The organism is Chryseobacterium metallicongregator, from assembly GCF_031324065.1.
GTDB lineage: Bacteria > Bacteroidota > Bacteroidia > Flavobacteriales > Weeksellaceae > Chryseobacterium > Chryseobacterium metallicongregator.
The window spans coordinates 460,620-475,960 of record NZ_JAVIXS010000003.1 but is presented as its reverse complement, the minus strand read 5'-3'; the positions used below and the strand labels follow the sequence as shown (position 1 = coordinate 475,960).

At 36.4% G+C, this 15,341-nt stretch carries 14 protein-coding genes and 1 pseudogene; 13 read left to right on the top strand and 2 right to left on the bottom strand.

Annotated features, from left to right (window positions below; genetic code table 11):
- The first annotated feature begins 13 nt into the window (after nt 1-13).
- On the top strand, nt 14-1,648 hold the full coding sequence (gene lnt / locus REB14_RS06380; protein ID WP_079243074.1) for an apolipoprotein N-acyltransferase: 1,635 nt from the start codon (nt 14-16) through the stop codon (nt 1,646-1,648).
- A 166-nt stretch (nt 1,649-1,814) separates the two neighbouring features.
- Here lnt and REB14_RS06375 read toward each other — a convergent pair whose 3' ends face one another.
- Nucleotides 1,815-3,524 (bottom strand): T9SS type A sorting domain-containing protein, encoded by a 1,710-nt coding sequence (locus REB14_RS06375; RefSeq protein ID WP_309521784.1) that lies wholly within the window; start codon nt 3,522-3,524, stop codon nt 1,815-1,817.
- 243 nt (nt 3,525-3,767) lie between these two features.
- Here REB14_RS06375 and rpmB point away from each other — a divergent pair, with 243 nt between their 5' ends.
- The 7 genes from rpmB to REB14_RS06340 all read left to right on the top strand — a co-directional run bounded on the left by rpmB (nt 3,768) and on the right by REB14_RS06340 (nt 7,315).
- Nucleotides 3,768-4,010, top strand: coding sequence for a 50S ribosomal protein L28 (gene rpmB, locus REB14_RS06370; RefSeq protein ID WP_002976757.1), 243 nt, complete (start codon nt 3,768-3,770; stop codon nt 4,008-4,010).
- Nucleotides 4,011-4,016: 6 nt separating this feature from the next.
- Nucleotides 4,017-4,199, top strand: a complete 183-nt coding sequence (gene rpmG, locus REB14_RS06365; protein WP_027373683.1) for a 50S ribosomal protein L33 — start codon at nt 4,017-4,019, stop codon at nt 4,197-4,199.
- A 20-nt stretch (nt 4,200-4,219) separates the two neighbouring features.
- Complete coding sequence (locus REB14_RS06360) at nt 4,220-4,372, top strand: DUF4295 domain-containing protein (RefSeq protein WP_002976755.1); 153 nt, start codon at nt 4,220-4,222, stop codon at nt 4,370-4,372.
- 83 nt (nt 4,373-4,455) lie between these two features.
- Complete coding sequence (locus tag REB14_RS06355; protein ID WP_309521783.1) at nt 4,456-5,403, top strand: MBL fold metallo-hydrolase; 948 nt, start codon at nt 4,456-4,458, stop codon at nt 5,401-5,403.
- Between the two features lie 142 nt (nt 5,404-5,545).
- Complete coding sequence (locus tag REB14_RS06350) at nt 5,546-6,013, top strand: RidA family protein (RefSeq protein WP_079243076.1); 468 nt, start codon at nt 5,546-5,548, stop codon at nt 6,011-6,013.
- 15 nt (nt 6,014-6,028) lie between these two features.
- Nucleotides 6,029-6,982, top strand: coding sequence for a signal recognition particle-docking protein FtsY (ftsY, locus tag REB14_RS06345; RefSeq protein WP_034694984.1), 954 nt, complete (start codon nt 6,029-6,031; stop codon nt 6,980-6,982).
- Nucleotides 6,983-7,054: 72 nt separating this feature from the next.
- Nucleotides 7,055-7,315, top strand: coding sequence for a GlsB/YeaQ/YmgE family stress response membrane protein (locus REB14_RS06340; protein ID WP_034694983.1), 261 nt, complete (start codon nt 7,055-7,057; stop codon nt 7,313-7,315).
- Between the two features lie 77 nt (nt 7,316-7,392).
- Here the strand turns inward: REB14_RS06340 and sppA are convergent, their stop codons facing one another.
- Nucleotides 7,393-9,150 carry a signal peptide peptidase SppA gene (gene sppA / locus REB14_RS06335; RefSeq protein WP_309521782.1) on the bottom strand — a complete coding sequence of 586 codons (1,758 nt, stop codon included), beginning with the start codon at nt 9,148-9,150 and terminating at the stop codon, nt 7,393-7,395.
- A gap of 20 nt (nt 9,151-9,170) precedes the next feature.
- On the opposite strand from sppA, the gene folK reads away from it, so the two are divergent.
- The 5 genes and pseudogenes from folK to fmt all read left to right on the top strand — a co-directional run bounded on the left by folK (nt 9,171) and on the right by fmt (nt 15,290).
- The gene (folK, locus tag REB14_RS06330; protein ID WP_079243078.1) at nt 9,171-9,587 is read left to right on the top strand and encodes a 2-amino-4-hydroxy-6-hydroxymethyldihydropteridine diphosphokinase; all 417 of its coding nucleotides are present in this window, start codon (nt 9,171-9,173) and stop codon (nt 9,585-9,587) included.
- 17 nt (nt 9,588-9,604) lie between these two features.
- Nucleotides 9,605-10,711, top strand: a pseudogene (locus tag REB14_RS06325) (OmpA family protein); the annotation flags it as partial.
- A 62-nt stretch (nt 10,712-10,773) separates the two neighbouring features.
- Complete coding sequence (locus tag REB14_RS06320) at nt 10,774-12,213, top strand: OmpA family protein (protein ID WP_309521781.1); 1,440 nt, start codon at nt 10,774-10,776, stop codon at nt 12,211-12,213.
- A 77-nt stretch (nt 12,214-12,290) separates the two neighbouring features.
- A complete protein-coding gene (locus tag REB14_RS06315; RefSeq protein WP_309521780.1) occupies nt 12,291-14,198 on the top strand; it encodes a RecQ family ATP-dependent DNA helicase in 1,908 nt (635 codons plus the stop codon).
- 144 nt (nt 14,199-14,342) lie between these two features.
- Complete coding sequence (gene fmt, locus REB14_RS06310; protein WP_309521779.1) at nt 14,343-15,290, top strand: methionyl-tRNA formyltransferase; 948 nt, start codon at nt 14,343-14,345, stop codon at nt 15,288-15,290.
- Nucleotides 15,291-15,341 lie beyond the last annotated feature (51 nt).

The following is a 15,341-nucleotide window of genomic DNA, read 5'->3' as shown; positions in this document are numbered from 1 at the left end:
TTAAAATAATTTAATGAAATACGTTCTACTTACACTTATTTCAGCAATGCTGCTGTCGGTTTCATGGCCAACTTATGGGGTTCCGTTTTTTATATTTTTCGCTCTTGTTCCTCTTCTGATGATGGAGCATGGAATTTCAAAATTTTCAGATTATAAAAGGAAAAGCTGGATGGTCTTCGGATTGTCTTACCTATGTTTTATTATCTGGAATGTTGTGACTACAGGATGGCTGTATGGTTCCAAGAACCCTGACGGAAGCCACTCTCTCATGGCTGTTTTATTTCCGGTACTTGTCAATTCTCTTTTATATTCTTTGGTATTCCAATGTTATCACTGGTACAAAAATGCTCAGGGAACCTATTGGGGATTAGGATTTTTAATTGCTATCTGGATGAGTTTTGAAAAATTTCATTTGGGATGGGAACTTACCTGGCCTTGGCTGAACCTGGGGAATGTATTCTCAGACTACCCAAAACTAATCCAATGGTATGACACTTTAGGAGCTACCGGAGGAAGCTTCTGGATTCTCCTGATTAATGTTCTGATCTTTTACACAGTAAGAACATGGGAAGCCGGAAGAAAGAGAAAGGATTTGATTAAAAACTCGGCTATTATTGGAGCATTAATTGCCTTGCCAATGATTATTTCAGTAATCAAATACAATAATTTTGATGAAAAACCAATCGGACAGGTTAATGTTCTGATGCTGCAGCCGGATCTTGACCCTTATGCTGAAAAATATTCGAAAGACAGCCTGACCATAGAACAGGATTTATTAGCACTTGCTGAAAAAAACTCAACCGGTAAAATTGATTATTATATTGCTCCTGAAACAGCTCTGCCGGGAAGAGGATCTATTTCCGAAACAGCTTTTGAAAAGAGTTTACTTCTTAATAATATCAAAGGATTTTTATCAAATCATCCCGGATCTGTTTTTGCAACAGGAATTTCTTCACATCGATTTTTTTATAATCCTGCCGCTTTGCCTAAGGAAGCTTACCAGATCAACAGTGGTGTTTGGGTAAGCAGTTATAATACAGCCATTCAATTGGTTCCTAATCAAAAAGTTCAGGCTTACCACAAAGGGAAATTAGTACCAGGTGTTGAAATATTTCCTTATATGAATGTTTTAAAACCATTGCTTGGAGACGCTATGCTGAATCTGGGAGGAACAGTAGCTTCTTTAGGAACAGATAAAGAAAGAGTTGCCTTTTCAAACCTTTACAACAAAGGAAAGCTAGCCCCTATCATTTGCTATGAAAGTATTTATGGTGAATTTGTAACAGACTATGTAAAAAAAGGAGCTAACTTCTTAGGTATTATGACCAACGACTCCTGGTGGGGCGTTACGGAAGGACACAAACAACTTTTATCTTACGCTAAACTAAGAGCTATTGAAACCAGAAGAGAAATTGCACGTGCTGCCAACAGTGGGATTTCAGCGCATATCAATGCTAAAGGAGAGATCACCGCTGATACTTTCTATGGTGACCAAACCGCTTTATTTGCGAAAGTAAATCTATATGATAGCATGACCTTTTATACAAGAGCAGGTGACCTTCTTTCAAGGTTTTCCATATTTGCACTAGGGTTTTTATTATTTTATTACCTGATTGAATGGTTCAAAAAGAAAACAAAGAAAGCGTAGTCTTTAAACACGAATTGCGCAAATCTTTCCACAAATAACACAAGATCTGCGTGATCTGCACGATCAGCGGGAAAATAGAATACTCGAAGATCCTTGTTCGATAAAAAAGAGAAAAGCCAGCTGGACGTCTGGCTTTTCTCATTGATAGAAGATAGAATTGATTCAATTACTTAATCGTAAGCTTCTTTGTGGTTATTTCGTTTTTTATCTTCAGTTTTAATAAATATATTCCTTTAGGTAAATGAGAAACATCAATTGACTGGTCCCCATTTACCTTAATATTCAGTTTTCTTCCATCCATCGAATACATTTCAGCTTCTGAAACTTTTTCGCCTTTGATATACACTTTATCTGATACCGGATTAGGATAGATAACAAACTGCTTTTCAGATTTGATGTCCGCTGTTCCCAGCACACTTTGAGTAGAAGCATCAGAATACACTTTTGAAGCATCAATAGATTTTACGCTCCAGTATACATTCTGAATGGACGGATCAAGCTCAAGAAACCATGATGGTGTTGTTACTACATATTTTGCAATATCATGAGCTCCCTGTGTAGATCCTACGGTAATTTCATAACGTAAGGCATTCACCGGAGTTTTATCATCCGATGCCCCACTCCATGTAAAATTAAAACGATTTCCGTTTTTAGTCAGATTCAATTGAGTAGGTGCTGCAGGTTTTGCATTGGCTGCTGTGGAATTATTTTTAAATACTTTAGTCAGTGAAGGAAGATCAGAAGCAGCCCAATCGAATCCACCCAATAAGATATCCAGATGATGATCATTATTAAAATCAAAAAGCTGTACCAGTCCCGGACCTCCAAGAGCAGTAATACCAGTTACAGTTCCGTCATTGAATTTATGATTAGAAACATCATAGATATAGGTTTTCACAACAGCGTTGTAATCTTCATTTCCTGAAATAATAAAGTCGTAATAGCCGTCGTTATTTAAATCCCCTATACTCAATGCTACATCTGAAATATCGTTTACGGCAATCGCCTGAGGAGTCAATGTCCCCGTACCATCATTCATGAGAACAGCAAAATAGGGATCATCATTGCCATCTCTTCCAATCACCACAATATCCTGAAAACCATCTGCATTAAAATCTGCATAATCTATTTTCCCCACCGCTACAGGCGCAAGATCCTGTGTAAGGGTCAGAACTCCAGCCTGGTTCATGTATACTTTGGATACTGCATCTCCATTGATATCTGATCCGATAATCACAAGATCCAGCAGGTTATCATTATTAAGGTCTACTACTTTAAAACTTCCGCTCTGAGTTCCATCTACCCAATTTCCCGTAAGATCAAAACCAGTACCCGTATTTTTATAATAATCCAAACTATTTCCAAAACCTCCTCCGTGAGCATACTGAGTTCCATTAATTGCATAATCAGATTTCCCATCATGGTTAAAGTCAAAAACTTCCAGAGATCCGTAAATTTTACCTGGCAATTCTGCTTCTTTTACAAATCCTGAACCTGTATTTTTAAACCTGTATTGTTTATAATTAACAACATCCCAATAGCTGAGTCCTGTAGAAACAATATCCACCAGACCATCATTATTATAATCAATGAATTTAATATCTCCAAGATGGGTCACATCTGCTCCCAATCCAACAAACGGCAATAAAGTTGTCCCATTATTCTGATATACTTCATTATAGGTACTGTCTACATTTCCGTCACCATCAGAATCAATCGCTCCGTTAAGCACAATATCAAGGGTACCATTGTTATCTATATCTGCAATATCAGCTGCAGAATAATAAAAATTATTCATGCTGGTCTGCACCTCAGTAAAGTTCTGAGCCATCAGACTGACAGGTATCATAGACAATAAAATATAAATCCTCTTCATAGTTGTTTTTATTTAGATTAATTAAAAACAAAGATAGAATATTAAATTCTGAGAGTAAAAAAAAGCATGTATGAAATATATCAGCACCCTTTATCTGCTGTATCCCAAGGATTCTACTATTTTAAAAATTCAATATTATTAATCAGTTACTTATTTGCAAATATTTTCCAAAAGATTTGTCTATCTAAAAAATTCTTCGTTATTTTGCACTCTCAAATATTATACAAATAAGAACATCGAGATATGTCAAGAATTTGCCAAATAACAGGAAAGCGTGCAATGGTTGGTAACAACGTTTCTCACGCTAATAACAAAACGAAGCGTCGTTTTGAAATTAACTTATTAGAGAAGAAGTTTTACCTTCCGGAGCAAGATAAGCACGTTACACTGAAAGTATCAGCTCATGGATTGAGAGTGATTAACAAGATTGGAATCGAGGAAGCTATTGAAAGAGCTACTAGAAACGGATTGATTAAAAAGAATTAATAAATCATGGCAAAAAAAGGAAATAGAGTTCAAGTAATCCTTGAATGTACAGAGCACAAAGAAAGTGGTATGCCAGGAATGTCTAGATACATTTCTACAAAAAATAAAAAGAACACTACAGAGAGATTAGAGCTTAAAAAGTATAATCCAGTTCTTAAAAGATCTACCCTTCACAAAGAAATTAAGTAATTTATAAATAATAACTTACCATGGCAAAGAAAGTAGTAGCAACCCTACAAAGCGGTCAGTCTAAGAAGATGACTAAAGTGGTGAAAATGGTTAAGTCTTCTAAATCAGGAGCTTACGTTTTCGAAGAAAAAGTAATGAATGCTGACGAAGTAGATGGTTATTTAAAGAAATAATCAGTATTTTGTTTACAATATAAAAAACTACTCATATTTTGTGAGTAGTTTTTTTGTTATTTTTATGCTTAAAAAACATACAAATGAAATCGTTGTTTACGCTGCTTTTAGGCACCCTTATTTTCTGTCTTATTTCGGCTCAAAGTCTTAAAACAAATACGAATACAGGGGTCGTCTTAACAGTCCTTGGAAATGTACAGGATGTAGGTTCACCACAGGCAGGCTGTAAGAAAAGCTGTTGTGCTGATCTTTGGAAACATCCCAGACAAGATCGGAAAATTATATCAATGGGAATCATTGATTACGATCTGCAAAAAAATTATATTTTCGATAGCAGCCCTGATTTCACTTCACAACTTCAATTGTTACAGGAAAAATCCGGCACATTAGAAAAAACAGCTCCGGATGGAATTTTTATTACACATGCCCACATCGGTCATTATACAGGTTTGATGTTTTTGGGAAGAGAAGGTATGAATTCTAAAAATGTTCCAGTGTATACTATGCCGATACTTAAGAAATATTTTGAGAATAACGGACCCTGGTCACAATTGGTTCATTTAAAAAATATTGAGATCCGGGAAATGAAGAATGAAGTGTCGTTACAAATAAATCCTCACCTTCAAGTCACTCCCATTTTAGTGCCCCATCGTGATGAATACTCCGAAACAGTAGGATACTTAATTCAAGGTCCTCATAAGAAGGCTTTATTTATACCCGATATTGATAAATGGAATACCTGGAAGCACAGCATTACAGATTTCATCAAAAAGGTTGATTATGCATTTTTAGACGCAACGTTTTATGACGCTGAGGAAGTAGGTTTCAGAGATATCTCAGAAATTCCCCATCCATTTGTAACGGAAAGTATGGAGCTTTTTAAAAACCTCCCGGTTCAGGAAAAAAAGAAAATCTACTTTATTCACTTCAATCACACCAACAAACTTTTAATTCCGGATAGCCAACAGAGTAAAACGGTTCTGGCCAATGGATTTAATATTGCAAGGCTTGGAGATACGGTAGAACTATAATTTTAAATAAGAAAAAGATACGCAATACAACGGGCTTAACGTGGTGAGATAGTCTATATTTTATAGATAATGTAAAAAAAACACTCATTTTTTGGGTAGTTTTTTTGCTATCTTTGCTCACCAGATTATTAATCAGCAAAATATGAAAAAGATTCTTGTTCTGTTATGTACAGCAACTTTTCTATTTTCATTCAGTCAGAAAACAATGAATCCTGTAGAATATAAAAGTTCGCCAAAAGTTTTCAACATTAAAGGATTATCACAATCAGTAAGTATTGATTGTGGAAATTCTAAAATGATTTTGTTATCCGGACAGGTTTCTCTGGACTCTGAAGGTAATCTTGTGGGAAATACCATTGAAGAGCAAACGCAGCAGGTTTTCAAGAATATTGATAATATCCTGAAAGAATATGGAGGTACAGGAAAAGATATTATTAAACTGGTAATTTATACCACAGACATCAAAAAAACACCTGATTTCAGAAAAGTAAGGGATTTGTATGTCAGTCTTCAAAATCCTCCCGTAAGCAGCCTCGTAGAAGTGAGCAAGCTTTTCAGAGATGATGTGCTTATAGAAGTAGAAGCCACAGCAGTGATTAAAAATAAATAAGAATAAACTAAAACTATGAGTTGGTTTAAAAATATTTTCAAAAAAGAAGAAAAAGAAACTTTAGACAAAGGATTGGAAAAATCCAGTCAGGGATTCTTTGAAAAAATGACGAAAGCCGTAGTCGGCAAAAGTAAAGTAGATGATGAGGTACTTGATGATCTTGAAGAAGTACTGATTGCTTCCGATGTAGGAGCCTCTACCACTATCAAAATCATTGAAAGAATTGAAGAACGTGTTGCCAGAGATAAATATGTAGGAGTAAATGAACTTGACAAAATTCTTCGTGATGAGATTTCAGGATTATTGCTTGAAAATCCTCATGCCGGTACAGGAAATATCGATACTTCTAAAAAACCATACGTCATCATGGTCGTAGGAGTGAATGGAGTGGGCAAAACAACAACCATCGGAAAACTGGCTCACCAGTTCAAATCGGAAGGTAAAAAAGTAGTTCTTGGAGCTGCAGATACCTTTAGAGCTGCTGCTGTTGACCAGCTTGTTATCTGGAGCGAAAGAGTGGGCGTTCCTATTGTAAAACAGGAAATGGGCTCTGATCCTGCTTCCGTAGCATTTGACACTGTACAAAGCGCGGTTGCACAGAATGCGGATGTTGTCATCATTGATACCGCAGGGAGACTTCACAATAAGATCAACCTGATGAATGAATTGTCCAAGATCAAAAGAGTGATGCAGAAAGTAATTCCTGATGCACCTCATGAGATTCTATTGGTACTTGACGGTTCTACAGGACAGAATGCTTTCGAACAGGCAAAACAGTTTACAGCAGCAACAGAAGTAAATGCTTTAGCAGTAACAAAACTGGACGGAACAGCCAAAGGAGGTGTTGTTATTGGTATCTCCGATCAGTTCCAAATTCCGGTGAAGTATATTGGTGTAGGCGAAAAAATGCAGGATTTACAACTTTTTAATGGTACGGAATTTGTAGACTCATTCTTCAAGAAAAGATGATTTATATCATGTTTTCCCTTATATTAGCAAACAAATCATTTTTAAATATTAACAATAAAAAAATTTGCAACTATGGGAATTATAACATGGATCCTATTTGGTCTTATCGCAGGTGCTATCGCTAAAATGATCATGCCGGGAACTCAGGGAGGAGGATGGCTTATCACTATTATCCTTGGAATTCTTGGAGCATTTGTAGGAGGAGCTATAGGAGTTTACGTTTTACACTGGGGAGATGTCACTTCATTCTGGAATCCTAGAAGCTGGATTCTCTCAATTGGAGGCGCTTTAATCATTCTCTGGATTTACGGAATGGCAACAAAGAAAAGCTGATATTAAAGCTGATAAAAAATAAAATCCCGGATCTGAAATTTCAGGTCCGGGATTTTTGTATACAATATAAAATTTAGTTAGTCATTAATTCTAATCTGATAAGGCATTTCCATTTTCACCTCAGACTGTAGTTTCTTGTCTGTAATCTGCTGCAAAATCTCATAGTTGGATTTACCAATCTTGTTTTTGATAATTCTGGCAGAAACATCCTCTTCATTCAGGTCTTTAAAGATTTGCTCAAACGGAGTCATTCTCTTAGGGAAAGCTTCTACATGATAAGACTTTAATCCAGCTTTCTGAGCGGCAAACTTCACAGCATCTGTTAAAGTACCCAATTCGTCTACCAATCCTATTTCTTTTGCACGAACTCCGCTCCATACTCTACCACCTCCTACATTGTCAATCTGCTCAAAAGTTTTCTTTCTGTTCTGAGTCACAAAATGAACAAATCTCTTATAAGTACCTTCTACACTTCTCGTCATCATATTCACTCCATAAGGGGTTACTCCGTTTAATCCGGAATAATACATAGAGTTGGCATTGGTAGAAACAATATCTGCACGAATTCCGTTTTTAGCTGCAATATCTTTGTAGTAAGGCATCACCCCGAATACTCCGATAGAACCGGTAAGTGTGTTAGGCTCTGAATAAATTTTATCTGCAGCCATTGCTACATAATATCCTCCTGATGCCGCATAGTCTCCAAAAGAAACTATCAGTGGTTTTTTCTTTTTCAGCTGCTGTATTTCAAATAAGATTTCATCTGAAGCATTAGCACTTCCTCCCGGAGAGTTGATTCTGAAAACAACCGCTTTCACTTTATCATCCTCCTGAAGTTTTTTAATATACTTCACATATTTCTCAGAATGAATATCATTATATTCATCTCCATTATTAATAGATCCTGAAGCATAAAGTACTGCGATCTTTTCACCAGATTTATCTTCATCTGCATAAGAGTTGATATAACTTGTCAAAGAAATCTTATTCAGTTTATCTTCATTTTTCACACTTAACTTCGCCTTAAGAAGATCTTCGTATTCTGATTTCTGGATCAACTTATCGGCTAGTTTATATTTTAGGCTTTGCTCAGGAATCATTCCATACAAACTGTCTGTGATCATTCTGAACTGAGCAGTATCAATTTTTCTTGAAGCTGCCATTTTATTGGAAGTATTTTTCCAAAGGTCATTCAAAAGCGTACTTAACTGTTCTTTATTTTCAGGAGAAATATCATTTCTTAAAAAAGGTTCTACTGCAGACTTGAATTTACCGTGACGGATTACTTCAATTCCAATCCCGTACTTATCTGCAAAATCCTTGAAGAAAGTAACTTCTGTAGAAAGACCTTTTAACTCTACCATTCCTGCAGGATGCAGATAATATTTATCAGCAACAGATCCTAAATAATAAGCAGACTGGGATACTCCATTTCCGTATGCATACACAAACTTTCCACTTTTCTTGAAATCTTCAATAGCGTTTCTAAGATCATCAATCTGAGTAAGTCCTGCAGATAAATAATCAGTTTCTATACTGATCCCTTTAATATTATCATCCGTTTTTGCTTTATTGATAGCTTCCAATGCATCATATATAAGGATACTTTTATTTTGAGCTCCTAAACCAAATAATCCCATCTCTTCTTCAGTAGGACTATCGATTATATTTGTCTTTAAATTAATCGTAAGAACGGAGTTCTTTTTTACCGCCACCGACTTATCATTCCCCATCGCACTGAACACAAGCATCATAATGAAAAAGATGAAAAATAGAGCGCAAAGTATGATAATTGCTACTATATTTGCCAAAACATTTTTAAAGAAACTTCTCATAAATCAATCAATTTTCTAATATGTCGCAGCATAAGGTCGTTTTGTTACTAGGAAGTAACTTAGGAGAGCAAAAAAAAAATGTAGAGCTTGCATTAAAAATGATAAATGAAGCTGGAAATCACATTTCACAAACCAGCGAATTTTTAATGTCTGACCCTGTAGAGTTTGTCAGTTCCAATATTTTTTGTAATATTGCAGCAATAATATTCACTCATCTTTCACCAATCCAACTGCTTGATTGTATTAAGAATATAGAAGTTGAGATGGGAAGAATTAATGATTCAAAAGTATCCGGAGGTTATACTGATAGGATTATAGACATTGATATCATTAAGTATAATGAGTTAAATTTTAAATCAGAAAGGTTAGAAGTCCCTCATAAAAAACATCTTTTTGAAAGGGATTTTTCCAGAATATTATTGAAAGATTTTATTTAAAACATAAAACATATTGTATGAAATTAGGTTTATTATTATTGGCTACGTCATTGCCAATTGCAGCTTTCGCACAGAACAGCGGCACTACAGTAAACTCTTCCACAGAGTACCCTAATACATTCTCCTCAGGTTCCGCTAATGTACAAACTTTCGACAACAAATCCAGACGTTTCAGAGACTGGTCTATTTCTGTTGGAGGAGGTCCTGCATTTATGGTACACTCCGATTTAAAATCTATCCGCAAGGATAAGACCAATTGGGGGTATAATGCATACGTAAGCGTAGACAAACAAATCACACATGCATTCGGGCTAAGCCTAATGTATATGAGAGGAGAAACGAAACAGACAGCCCAGCTTCCCGGTGCTGCAGGTGTAAAATCAGGAATAGCGACTGCTACAACACAATTTGACAACATCTCTTTATTAGGAGATATCAACTTCTCGAACTTATTCAGAAGAGTAGACAACCACTCTCCATACAGATGGGCTTTCCATGGATATATGGGAATTGGAGTTCAGGGATTCAGAACATCACTACATGATAACGATGAATTCAGATGGAGTAATACTCCAAGAAGAACGCCTTTGTTCATAAAACAAGACATTGATATCAACTCTATCTTCTATCAGGGAGGTTTAGGAATAAAATATAATGTTTCTAAACTTATTGATGTTGAGGCAAGAACCATGTACATCATCAGTGGTGATGATGAATTTGATGGTGGCGGATGGGCAGATCCTAATGATTATGATCCTTCCACTCCAGGTTCAAAATATAATATGCTAAACGCTAGAAGATCAGATAATGCATGGACGGTAAGTTTAGGTGTATCCTTCAAATTAGGAAAACACGAATCTCATCTGGCATGGCATGATCCTCTTCAGGAAGCTTACTACAGAACCAGCATTCTTGAAAATGCAAGTACTGACCTTGTTGTTTGCGAAAAAGGAGATGCAGATAATGACGGAGTATGTGATGACTGGGACAGACAGCTTGATACTCCTGCAGGTGCAAGAGTAGATGGTGCCGGAGTTGCTTTGGATATGGATCTGGATGGTGTTATTGACCTTTACGACAAGTGCGTAACTGTACCAGGACCTGTTGAAAATAACGGTTGTCCAATTAAATAATTAAACAAACTTAAACTTCTTTTTCAATAAAAGAAATCAAATAATAATACACGATGAAATTAAGTTTAGCAATTGTTGCATTAGCTTTGGCAATTCCCTCTGCTACTTATGCACAAGACTCAACTGCAGATTCAAATGGAAAATATCCTAATACATTTTCTTCAGGATCTGCCAATGTTACCCCATTTACCAACCAGTCTAAAAGATTTAATGATTGGTCTATTTCTGTAGGAGCAGGTGTTCCACTTCTTCAGTCAGCAGATTTGACCTCGATTAAAAATGGTAACGGTAAAAACCTTTTTGGATATTCGGCGTATGTAAGTATTGATAAAGCGATTACCCATGCTTTTGGGATCAATTTACAATATGACAGAGGTGAAACCAGACAAGGATGGTTCAATACTAAAAATGCAGCACCAGATGCATCTGCAGTAGGAGCAAGAACTCAGTATGACGCAATCTCCATCTTAGGAGATATTAATTTTTCTAACTTATTAAGAAGAGTTGACAACCATTCCCCTTACAGATGGGCACTTCATGGATATGCAGGTATTGGTACTATTGCCTACAGAGCATACCAGAAAGACGGAGGTAACAAACAGACATTAATGACTGAAATCAAACCTTTCCAATTAGGTTCTCTGTTCTTCCAGGCTGGTACAGGTCTTAAATTCAAAGTAAACAGAAGAATCGATATTGAAGGTAGATTAATGTATGTGGTAACAGGTGATGATGAATTTGACGGAGGCGGTGATGCTTACAGCGCGATTAATAAGCGTTCTGAGCAGGTTTCTGACAACTTCTTCAATGCTACCCTAGGTCTTTCTGTAAAACTTGGAAAACACGAATCTCACTTAATGTGGCATGACCCACTTCAGGAAATCTATTACAAACTGGATGTACTGGCTAATAAAAACCAGGATATCGAAGTATGTAAAAAAGGAGATGCTGATAACGACGGGGTATGTGACGATTGGGACAGACAGCTTGATACTCCTGCAGGAGCAAGAGTGGACGGTGCCGGAGTTGCGCTTGATACTGACTTAGACGGGGTAATTGACCTTTACGATAAGTGTGTTACAGTTCCAGGACCTGTTGAAAACAACGGATGTCCTGTAGCTACAACAGGTCCTGTGGTAGAAACAGAAACTAAGTTGGAGGGAATTGAGTTTGATTTAAATTCCGACAGAATTTTACCATCAAATACGCCAATCTTAAATAATGCTGTAAACTACATCAATTCTTCAACTGGTTCTTATAATGTAATCGGAGCTACTGATACAAGAGGTACTGATGCTTACAACCAAAAACTATCAGAAAGAAGAGCAAACAACGTTAAGAACTATCTGATCAAAAACGGTGTTCAAACAGGCAAACTACAGGCAGTAGGAAAAGGTGAAAAAGACCTTAAATACCCTGAATGTGAACCAGCAACGAAGTGCCCTGAATGGAAAAACAGAGCCAATAGAAGAGTATACTTCGAAGCTAAATAATAAACATATTGATATATCATATGAAAGTCACGCCCTGCGTGACTTTTTTTGTCTAATTCTTTCCTTATTTTTACAACATGATTTCTCCGCAGGATTTTCAAAAGCTAAAATATGATACTCTTAAGTATTTCTGGGGTTATACTGACTTCAGAGATTCTCAGGAAGAAATTATCAATGCTGTCATCAACGAAAAAGACACCCTGGTTCTGCTACCCACAGGAGCAGGAAAATCTTTATGCTATCAACTCCCCGCCTTATTGAAAGAAGGAACATGCCTTGTTGTGTCTCCTTTGCTGGCACTGATGAAAGATCAGGTTAATCAGCTTAAATCGCGTGGGATAGAAGCAGAATATCTGTCCTCCGAGCTGGATGAATATGATGCAGAAGCAGTTTATGACCGTTGTAAAGAAGGACTTACTAAACTACTCTATGTTTCTCCTGAAAGACTTACCAATAGTCAGTTTATTCAAAACATGGAGGAAATTCAACTATCCTTCATTGCTGTGGATGAAGCTCACTGTATTTCAGAATGGGGTCAGGATTTCAGACCCAGTTATCAGAATATAAAAGGATTCAGAAGTAATAATCCTGAAATCCCTTGTCTTGCTTTGACTGCAACAGCGACCCCAAAAGTGCTTGAAGAAATCAAAAATAAACTGGAACTGAAAAATCCTTTTGTTTTTCAAAAAAGTTTCAAGAGAGAGAATATCAAAATTTTCACCGATGAAGTATCTGATAAATTCCAACGTGTTTTTGATATTTTAAAATACAGCAATGACTCCGGAATTGTATATGTAAGAACAAGAAAAGAAGCAGAATTGCTGGCAGAATTCCTGAAGAAAAACCAACTGAAAAATGTAGATTATTTTCATGCCGGCCTTACAACCAAGGAAAAAAATGCAAGACAGCATCTTTGGAACAATAGTGACAATCATGTTCTTATTTCTACCAATGCCTTTGGAATGGGTATCGATAAAGATAATGTTCGTTTTGTGATTCACTATTCCCCGGCTGCCTCTCTGGAAAACTATTATCAGGAGATCGGAAGAGCGGGAAGAGATGGAAAAGACAGTTTTGCCTTCATGCTTTGGAACAAACAGGAACTTTTGAATTTTGATCAGGTTCTAAAAAATCAGACTCCCAATAAAGCCGAGTTTTTGAAGATCATTAGCTACCTCTACTCTATTTTTCAGGTAGCAGAATTTGAACTTCCGGAAAAAACTTTTCAACTGAATAGTCTGAGTATACAGAATTTCACAAAACTGTCGAAAGCAAAAATCAACAATGTACTCAATTTTCTGCACAATCAGGAAGTTGTCTACTACAACGATTACAAAAGTCTGTCTTCACTTGAACTTTTTATCAAAGCTGATGAGATGGACCAGCTGCCCCAAAAAGATGCCTATTTTATAGAGCTTCTTTTCCGTAATATTTCAGGAATTACCACCCACAAAGTAATGTTCAGTGAGCAGCAGGTGAGCAACAAAATCAATATCAGTGTTCCTTTGATCAAAGAACGTTTGAAAGAACTTCAGCAAAAGAATTATCTTGAATATATTGATGGGGCACTAGCCAGTATCAAATTCCTGAAACCCCGCGATGAAAGAGCTGTGAATAGCGCGTACTGGAAATTATTTGAACATATTCAAAGAAACAAAATTCAGAAATGGGAAGAGATGAAGTTTTACGCAGAAAATAATGACTACTGTAAAATGAAACTAATTCTTGCCTATTTTGGTGAAAAAAACACAAAAAACTGTGGCCAGTGTTCTGTCTGTGAAAAAAATAAGCAGTCTATCTTTGGTAAGAATATTTCTCAGCAAATCATTAGTTTATTGGCAAAAAAATCGGCTACCATTGAAGAACTGTCTATCCAGCTCAGCTATCATTCAAAAGAAAATATCCTGGAAAATCTGATCTTCCTTTTGGATTCAGGAAAAGTAAGAATGCTGAACTTCAGAACATATGCGCTTAATCATGAGTAATAAGTAATGAGTAATCATTAATGATAAACATTATGATCTCAACCTGCCTAAATCAGCTACCCTCAAACTCTCACACCCTAAAACTCTCCTACCCTCGAACTTCAATATCTTCCGACTCTCAGATCAAAAACTTATCTTTGCAGTATGAAATCATTGAAAGTCGTTTTTTTAGGGACTCCTGAGTTTGCAAAAACTTCTTTGGAGGCAATCAATCAATCTCACCATCAGGTGGTAGGTGTAGTAACTGTGGCCGATAAAGCAAGCGGGCGAGGACAGAAAATTCACCAGTCACCGGTAAAAATCTACGCAGAAGAAAACAACATTCCTGTTTTCCAGCCGGAAAAGTTGAGAAACCCTGAGTTTCTTGAAGAACTTAGAAAACTGGATGCTGATGTTTTTGTAGTGGTAGCATTCAGAATGATGCCTAAAGTGCTTTTTGAAATGCCTAAAATGGGAACCTTCAATCTTCACGCTTCATTACTTCCTGATTACAGAGGTGCTGCACCTATCAATTATGCTGTAATCAATGGAGAAGAAAAATCCGGAGCAACCACTTTCTTTATTAATGAAAAAATTGATGAAGGTAATATTCTTCTTCAGCAGGAAATTGAAATTTTACCTGATGAAAATGCAGGAAGCCTTCACGACAGACTGATGGAGATGGGTTCAGGACTTGTTGTAAAAACGTTAGACGGCCTTGCTGAAAATGCAATTGAAGAAAAACCTCAACCCCACGTAGAACATCCTAAAAATGCTTACAAAATTTTCAAAGAAGATACGAAAATCAATTGGGAGCAGCCTTCAAAAAACATTCATCAGTTTATTCTGGGAATGTCACCTTATCCTGCAGCTTTCACCACTTTAAAGATTGACAACGAGGAAAAAGGATTAAAAATATTCGGGGGCAAATTTGAACTTTCTGATCACGGAAAACCAGCGGGAAGTCTTGATATTTCTAAAAATGAATTTAAAATCTATACCCAGGACGGAATTTACTATCCTTTGGAACTTCAATTGGAAGGTAAAAAAAGAATGATGGTAAAAGATTTTCTGAATGGCTTCCGAAATTTTGATGGAATCACATTAATCTAAAGATTTATATCTTATCAAATATAAAGTCCCAAAAGTTGGTCTGTAGATACT

What these genes read in the sequence shown, in the direction of transcription:
- lnt (WP_079243074.1), top strand. Translation starts at nt 14, where the DNA reads ATGAAATACGTTCTACTTACACTTATTTCAGCAATGCTGCTGTCGGTT.
- REB14_RS06375 (WP_309521784.1), bottom strand. Translation starts at nt 3,524, where the DNA reads ATGAAGAGGATTTATATTTTATTGTCTATGATACCTGTCAGTCTGATG.
- rpmB (WP_002976757.1), top strand. Translation starts at nt 3,768, where the DNA reads ATGTCAAGAATTTGCCAAATAACAGGAAAGCGTGCAATGGTTGGTAAC.
- rpmG (WP_027373683.1), top strand. Translation starts at nt 4,017, where the DNA reads ATGGCAAAAAAAGGAAATAGAGTTCAAGTAATCCTTGAATGTACAGAG.
- REB14_RS06360 (WP_002976755.1), top strand. Translation starts at nt 4,220, where the DNA reads ATGGCAAAGAAAGTAGTAGCAACCCTACAAAGCGGTCAGTCTAAGAAG.
- REB14_RS06355 (WP_309521783.1), top strand. Translation starts at nt 4,456, where the DNA reads ATGAAATCGTTGTTTACGCTGCTTTTAGGCACCCTTATTTTCTGTCTT.
- REB14_RS06350 (WP_079243076.1), top strand. Translation starts at nt 5,546, where the DNA reads ATGAAAAAGATTCTTGTTCTGTTATGTACAGCAACTTTTCTATTTTCA.
- ftsY (WP_034694984.1), top strand. Translation starts at nt 6,029, where the DNA reads ATGAGTTGGTTTAAAAATATTTTCAAAAAAGAAGAAAAAGAAACTTTA.
- REB14_RS06340 (WP_034694983.1), top strand. Translation starts at nt 7,055, where the DNA reads ATGGGAATTATAACATGGATCCTATTTGGTCTTATCGCAGGTGCTATC.
- sppA (WP_309521782.1), bottom strand. Translation starts at nt 9,150, where the DNA reads ATGAGAAGTTTCTTTAAAAATGTTTTGGCAAATATAGTAGCAATTATC.
- folK (WP_079243078.1), top strand. Translation starts at nt 9,171, where the DNA reads ATGTCGCAGCATAAGGTCGTTTTGTTACTAGGAAGTAACTTAGGAGAG.
- REB14_RS06320 (WP_309521781.1), top strand. Translation starts at nt 10,774, where the DNA reads ATGAAATTAAGTTTAGCAATTGTTGCATTAGCTTTGGCAATTCCCTCT.
- REB14_RS06315 (WP_309521780.1), top strand. Translation starts at nt 12,291, where the DNA reads ATGATTTCTCCGCAGGATTTTCAAAAGCTAAAATATGATACTCTTAAG.
- fmt (WP_309521779.1), top strand. Translation starts at nt 14,343, where the DNA reads ATGAAATCATTGAAAGTCGTTTTTTTAGGGACTCCTGAGTTTGCAAAA.